General features: G+C 65.2%; 6 protein-coding genes. 2 read left to right on the forward strand and 4 right to left on the reverse strand.

What is annotated here, in order from left to right; all coding sequences use genetic code 11:
* The first annotated feature begins 20 nt into the window (after nucleotides 1-20).
* The gene (locus ABZ827_RS05790; protein ID WP_357233193.1) at nucleotides 21-560 is read left to right on the forward strand and encodes a hypothetical protein; all 540 of its coding nucleotides are present in this window, start codon (nucleotides 21-23) and stop codon (nucleotides 558-560) included.
* Nucleotides 561-594: 34 nt separating this feature from the next.
* Here the strand turns inward: ABZ827_RS05790 and ABZ827_RS05795 are convergent, their stop codons facing one another.
* Both ABZ827_RS05795 and ABZ827_RS05800 read right to left on the reverse strand, forming a co-directional pair.
* Entirely contained in the window at nucleotides 595-1,479 is an 885-nt protein-coding gene (locus tag ABZ827_RS05795) for a hypothetical protein (RefSeq protein WP_357233195.1), read from the reverse strand.
* Nucleotides 1,480-1,735: 256 nt separating this feature from the next.
* A complete protein-coding gene (locus ABZ827_RS05800; RefSeq protein ID WP_357233196.1) occupies nucleotides 1,736-2,275 on the reverse strand; it encodes a helix-turn-helix domain-containing protein in 540 nt (179 codons plus the stop codon).
* Between the two features lie 58 nt (nucleotides 2,276-2,333).
* Here ABZ827_RS05800 and ABZ827_RS05805 point away from each other — a divergent pair, with 58 nt between their 5' ends.
* Nucleotides 2,334-2,978 carry a dihydrofolate reductase family protein gene (locus ABZ827_RS05805; protein WP_357233198.1) on the forward strand — a complete coding sequence of 215 codons (645 nt, stop codon included), beginning with the start codon at nucleotides 2,334-2,336 and terminating at the stop codon, nucleotides 2,976-2,978.
* Between the two features lie 88 nt (nucleotides 2,979-3,066).
* Here the strand turns inward: ABZ827_RS05805 and katG are convergent, their stop codons facing one another.
* Nucleotides 3,067-5,250: a catalase/peroxidase HPI gene (gene katG, locus ABZ827_RS05810; RefSeq protein ID WP_357233200.1), complete on the reverse strand. Its 2,184-nt coding sequence runs from the start codon at nucleotides 5,248-5,250 to the stop codon at nucleotides 3,067-3,069.
* 23 nt (nucleotides 5,251-5,273) lie between these two features.
* On the reverse strand, nucleotides 5,274-5,708 hold the full coding sequence (locus ABZ827_RS05815) for a Fur family transcriptional regulator (protein WP_357233202.1): 435 nt from the start codon (nucleotides 5,706-5,708) through the stop codon (nucleotides 5,274-5,276).
* Nucleotides 5,709-6,230 lie beyond the last annotated feature (522 nt).

Genomic DNA, 6,230 nt, shown 5'->3' on the forward strand with positions numbered 1-6,230 from the left:
TTTCGCTACCCTGTGCTGCTATGGCGACCATTACGAGCCAGCGGATCATGCGTTTGCGTGCCCTTATCGACCATCCCAATACCGGGTCGGACGAGCGCGCGACGGCCCAGCGCATGCTGGATCGGATGCTGGCCCGCAGTGGTGGATCGCCGGTCGGTGACCGCACCTACGGGGACCGTTATCACCGGGTCGGCAAACATGCGGATCTCCCGGCGGTGGCGGAGATGATCCGGGCCGATATCACGCTCGGGCGGATCATGTTCGCCCCGCAGACTCGGGTGGGGGAGCCCGCGGTCCGGGACCCTCTCGGTGACGCGCCGGTGCAGATCGAGATCACGGTCGACCTGCCGCATCACAGCTGCATCGACATCACCATCGACAACGTTCCGCGTGACTGGGGCTGGGTGGTCGAGGACGGTATCGAGCGGGTCAGCCCACAATTACAGGAATTGGCCACCGAGCTGGCCGACCTGATGAACGGATACAATTTCGACGGCAGCGATATCGCCAAGCGGTTCTTCGGCCGTGTCCGCATCCCGGAGCTCACCCTGGTCTGGTAATGCCCGGGCCGGGCACGGAGGTGGGAGACCGCGGCTACGAGCCGTCCAGCGAGGGGGCAGGCGGCCATGCCGGCGCCGGCTCTCCAGAGTTCTCGACCGGTGTGAGGAACCTGCCGTCCGGGCGGTCTGTGCGGTATACCGTCACATCCGAACCGTACATCTCGGTGACCTCGTGGATTCGGTGCCGCACCACCGACAGCGGGCTGTGTTTGGAATCTACAGAGACCTCGCCGGAAGTTACGTCTGCGACCACCCCGGAATGTGTGACGACGGAGTCGGAGTTCCGGTAGATCACCACATCACCCGGAACCGCCGAACCGGTATCGGATATTCTGCGGAACCCGTTGTCCGACAGGATCGTGTCGACCCAACTGCCTCCCAGCCACCCGGCTGCGCCGTCGCGGCTGAATGTGTACCCGTGACAGTTGTAGTGGGGGTTGATCGGTGTGAGTGGTTCGAGCCGATCGAGCCGGACACCGTTGTCGATGTTCATCTGGAACAGTTCGATCAGACCGGCCCGGCTGCGGAAGGTCCGTGGGTCGAAGGGGGGAGGCACGTTTGCTGTTGCCTCCGAAATACTTCTCGGCGGGATCACCGTTCCGGCATCGGTCGTATGGGCACGCAACATGATCGGGTCGGTTGCCCATCCCGTTCTGGCGACGTGTGCGGTTATCTCATCGGGTGCCGCGTGTTCGGCGGTGGTTTCGCGTCCCGTGGCTACAGCCGGACGAATCCGGTCCAGTTCGACTCCGCACTGCTCTTCTGAGAACCGGACTCGTTCGAGGTGGTTCTGTACTTCGTGCGGAAATTCGCGGTGTGTTTTGCTGATCTGCGGGGCGGCCTTGTAAACGACAGTGTCGGCGATGCGCCCGGCCGCCTGTAGCATTTTTGCGATGATCTCGCCGCCAGGCCCGCCCATCGAGGTTTTCCTGTCGCTGTGACCGTGGATCGACCGCATCGGTTCGGCGGGGTGGTTTCCGTCGGTGGAGCAGACGCCGCCGCGACTGATGTGGACCGTGAGTAGGGCGAGAGCGCTGCGGGGAAGCAGTGCGCCCGATCGATGTCGGCCATCGCACCTCTTCCGCTCTCGGACCGCACCCGGACGCGGGTACTGTACCGAACACTCCGGAAGGCGTGGCCCTCACGTTGTGAGCGTCGCTGGCCGGGTTGCGCCCCTAGCTCTGCCGCGATTCTTTCTCGGCTCGGGCGATCTCCGTGTAGGCCGCGGTGAGTTCGGCGAGTACGCCGTCAGCGGGCGCCGGATGGCGGTGGAGGTGGATTTCGCGGAGTTCGGCCATGAAGCGTTCGCCGAGTTCGGGGCCGCCGTCGGCGAGGAGTTGTGCCCGTATCGCGAGTTCCGGGGAGGTGGGCAGCCACCGCGCGCCCCACGCGCCGAGTTCGGTGATCAGTGGTACCAGTTGGATCGCGGCTTCGGTGAGGTGGTATTCGACTTTTTGCCGGTGGCTGGGGTCGTCGTCGCGGCTCAGTAGTCCGGCGTCGACGAGTTTGGTGAGCCGTGCGGCGAGCATATTGGAGGCGATGCCCTCCATGGAGGCGCCGAGTAGTTCCCGGAAGTGGGTGTTCGCGCTGAACATGATGTCGCGTAGCACGATCAGGCTCCAGCGGTCGCCGAGTAATTCCATGGTCATGTTGATGGGGCACCCGGATTTTCCGGGTTCGACGGGTAACAGTGCCGGCGAAACTGGTTGCGTCATGAGATCAGTCTAGGTAGGTTCACAACTGGTTGCATATTGAAATCAGAAAGGGACGTCGATGACCCAGCTTGTGCGAGTGCAGAATTTCACCGTCTCCGGCGACGGCTACGGAGCCGGTGTCGGCCAGAGCCTCGACCGGCCGTTCGGCCACGCCGATCCGGGGATCATGTTCACCTGGGCCGGCGCCACCGCCAGTTGGCCGAACCGCACCGACCCCGGTGGGACCCGCGGCCTCGACGACTATTTCACCCGCGATTTCACCCGCAATATCGGCGCGGAGATCATGGGCCGCAACAAATTCGGACCGCAGCGCGGTCCGTGGGAGAACGAGGACTGGCAGGGCTGGTGGGGCGACGAGCCGCCGTTCCATACACCGGTCTTCGTACTCACCCACCACCCGCGGCCGTCCTTCACCCTGGGCGATACGACCTTCCACTTCCTGGACGCCACTCCGGAAAAAGCACTGGAGCAGGCGTTCGCCGCCGCGGACGGCCGGGACGTGCGGATCGGCGGCGGCGTGAGCACCGTGCGCGAATTCCTGGCCGCGGACCTGATCGACACCCTGCACATCGCTGTCGCGCCGAACGAACTCGGGTCCGGCGAGCGCCTCTGGGAGCGCCCGGAAGAGCTGCTCGACCGGTTCCATCTGGACAAGGTGCCCAGCCCGAGCGGTGTCGTCCACCATCTGTTCTGGCGCCGGTGACGAGACACCCCCCGACAGCCGTATGCCCGGGCGCCGCATCGACGCCCGGGCATACGAGACCACTACCCGGCGTACCGGGTGAACGGGATCAGGCCAGGTCGAACCGGTCCGCGTTCATCACCTTGTTCCATGCCGACACGAAGTCGCGCACGAACTTCTCCTTCGCGTCGTCGGCCGCGTACACCTCGGCCACGGCACGCAGTTCGGAGTTCGAGCCGAACACCAGGTCGTAACGGGTGCCGGTCCATTTGACCTCGCCGGTCGCGGTATCGCGAGCTTCGAAGGTCTCCTGGGACTCGTCGGTGGACTTCCATTCCACGCCCATATCGAGCAGGTTGACGAAGAAATCGTTGGTCAGTGTGCCGACCTTGTCGGTGAACACACCCTGCTTCGACTGCTTGTAGTTCGCGCCCAGCACCCGCAGACCGCCGACCAGCACGGTCAACTCCGGCGCGGTGACGCCGAGGAGGTTCGCGCGGTCGATCAGCAGGTGCTCCGACGGCAGCCGGTGGTCCTTGCCGATGTAGTTGCGGAAACCGTCGGCCCGCGGTTCGAGCACCGCGAAGGAGTCGACATCGGTCTGCTCCTGGACGGCGTCGTTGCGGCCCGGGGTGACCGGGACGGTGATCTGCACGCCGGCTTCCTTCGCGGCCTGTTCGACACCGGCGGCGCCGGCGATCACGATCAGGTCGGCCAGCGAGACCTTCTTGCCGCCGGACTGGGCCGCGTTGAACGACTCCTGCACCTTCTCCAGCGCGTTCAGCACCGTGGCCAGCTGCTCGGGCTCGTTGATATCCCAGCTCTTCTGCGGTTCCAGGCGGATCCGGGCACCGTTGGCGCCGCCACGCTTATCGCTGGAGCGGAACGTCGAGGCCGACGCCCAGGCGGTGGACACCAGCTGCGGGACGGTGAGACCGGCGGCCAGCACCTGCTCCTTGAGGGCCGCGATATCGGCTTCGCCGACGACCTCGAAGTCGACCGCGGGGATCGGGTCCTGCCAGATCAGCACCTCGGACGGGACTTCCGCGCCGAGGTAGCGGTCGACCGGGCCCATATCGCGGTGGGTGAGCTTGTACCAGGCGCGGGCGAAGGCGTCCGCGAACTGGTCCGGGTTGTCCTTGAACCGGCGCGAGATCGGCTCGAACTCGGGGTCGAAGCGCAGCGCGAGGTCGGTGGTGAGCATCATCGGCTTCTTCTTCTTGGCCGGATCATGCGCGTCGGGGATGATCTCCTCGGCGTCCTTGGCCACCCACTGGTTGGCTCCGGCGGGGCTCTTGGTGAGTTCCCATTCGTAGCCGAAGAGGATTTCGAAGAAGTCGTTGGTCCACTGAGCCGGTTTGGTGGTCCAGGTGACCTCCAGCCCGCTGGTGATGGCGTCGCCGGCTTTACCGGAGGCGTACGCGCTCTTCCAGCCCAGGCCCTGCTGTTCGATGGCCCCGGCTTCGGGTTCGGCGCCGACCAGGTCGGCGTCACCGGCACCGTGGGTCTTGCCGAAGGTGTGCCCGCCGGCGATCAACGCGATGGTTTCCTCGTGGTCCATCGCCATCCGGCTGAAGGTTTCCTTGATGTCCACGGCCGCGGCCAGCGGATCGGGGTTCCCGTTCGGGCCTTCCGGGTTGACGTAGATCAGGCCCATCTGGACGGCACCCAGGGGGTTCTCCAGATCGCGTTCACCGGTGTAGCGCTCGTCGTCCAGCCACACCGACTCCGGGCCCCAGTAGACGTCCTCGTCCGGCTCCCACACGTCGGCGCGGCCGCCGGCGAAACCGAAGGTCTGGAAGCCCATGGATTCCAGGGCGACGTTCCCGGCGAAGATCATCAGGTCGGCCCAGGACAGTTTCTTGCCGTACTTCTTCTTGACCGGCCACAGCAGCCGGCGGGCCTTGTCCAGGTTGCCGTTGTCGGGCCAGCTGTTCAGCGGCGCGAACCGCTGCTGGCCGCCACCGCCGCCACCGCGGCCGTCGATGGTGCGGTAGGTGCCGGCGCTGTGCCAGGCCATCCGGATCATCAGGGGGCCGTAGTGGCCGAAGTCGGCGGGCCACCAGTCCTGCGAGGTGGTCAGCACCTCGGTGATGTCCTTGCGGACCTCGTTGAGGTCGAGGGTTTTGAATGCGGCCGCGTAGTCGAAGTCCGGTTCCATCGGGTCCGACGCGGGGGCGTTCTTCCGCAGGATCTTCAGGTTGAGCTGGTTGGGCCACCAGTCACGGTTGCCGGCACCCGTGGTGGGGTGTTTGGCCGCGAACGGGCACTGGCCTGTGGTGGTCTCGGACACTGCATTCCTTCCGGTAACAGGGGTCATTTCGGGCTGGGAGATGACGAACAGGCGGGGCACAGGCCCCAGTAGATGACCTCGGCTTCGTCGATGGTGAAACCGTGGTCGTCGGAGGCGGTCAGGCAGGGTGCCGGTCCGGCGGCGCAATCGACATCGGCGATCTCGCCGCAGGACCGGCACACGAGATGGTGATGGTTGTCGGCGACCCGGGTTTCGTAGCGGGCCACCGATCCGGTGGGCTGGATGCGCCGCAGCAGGCCGGCTGTCGTCAGTGCGCGCAGCACGTCGTACACGGCTTGATGCGAAACCGCGCCCAGGGTTTCGCGCACCTGACCGATGATCGTGTCGGTATCGGAATGGGGCTGGTCGTGCACCACGTTCAGTACCGCGAGCCGGGGTGCGGTCACACGCAGCGCGGCATCGCGCAGCATGTTCTCGAACTCGGCGGTCGTGGTCACGCCAGGAAGCCTACCGCTTTTCTGGAATCAATCAAGTCTCGGTATTTATCCAGATAAGCTCCGGATCCGGCGGCGGACCGGTACGATCCGCGCAGCATCCAGCAGGGCAGAACCATCCCGTTCGGGAGGGGGCGGGCTACCGGGGTTCGCTCGACCCCGCCGCGGCCGTTCACGAGTACGTCGAGAAATACGGTGATATCCGTGCGGGGCCGAGCCCGAATCGACGACTGTCCATGAACTGAACAGGTAACCCACAGCGCGCGATTTCGAACGCGCCACCTCCGGGCAGAACAGGCAATGCTGGAATGCCCATTGCGCCTGTCGCTGAAACTTGCTTATCATTGCCTTCTCAAGCTGGTCGTCGAGATCGCAACCGCGTTCCGGCGACTGCCGGTCCGATTGCCGAAACGGCAGATCGGCAAGACAGACGAATCCTCCAATTGTCGGGGTTGCGGGGAATCCACAATGCGAATTCGGCGACAGTGTCGTCGGCTGATTCCGGGTGGAACTGACTGGTAAATC

This window comes from Nocardia sp. NPDC019395 (assembly GCF_040632335.1).
In the GTDB taxonomy this organism is placed as follows: domain Bacteria; phylum Actinomycetota; class Actinomycetes; order Mycobacteriales; family Mycobacteriaceae; genus Nocardia.

Bases quoted from the DNA above. Each gene is read 5' to 3' on its own strand.
- ABZ827_RS05790 (WP_357233193.1), top strand. From the start codon at position 21: ATGGCGACCATTACGAGCCAGCGGATCATGCGTTTGCGTGCCCTTATC.
- ABZ827_RS05795 (WP_357233195.1), bottom strand. From the start codon at position 1,479: ATGGGCGGGCCTGGCGGCGAGATCATCGCAAAAATGCTACAGGCGGCC.
- ABZ827_RS05800 (WP_357233196.1), bottom strand. From the start codon at position 2,275: ATGACGCAACCAGTTTCGCCGGCACTGTTACCCGTCGAACCCGGAAAA.
- ABZ827_RS05805 (WP_357233198.1), top strand. From the start codon at position 2,334: ATGACCCAGCTTGTGCGAGTGCAGAATTTCACCGTCTCCGGCGACGGC.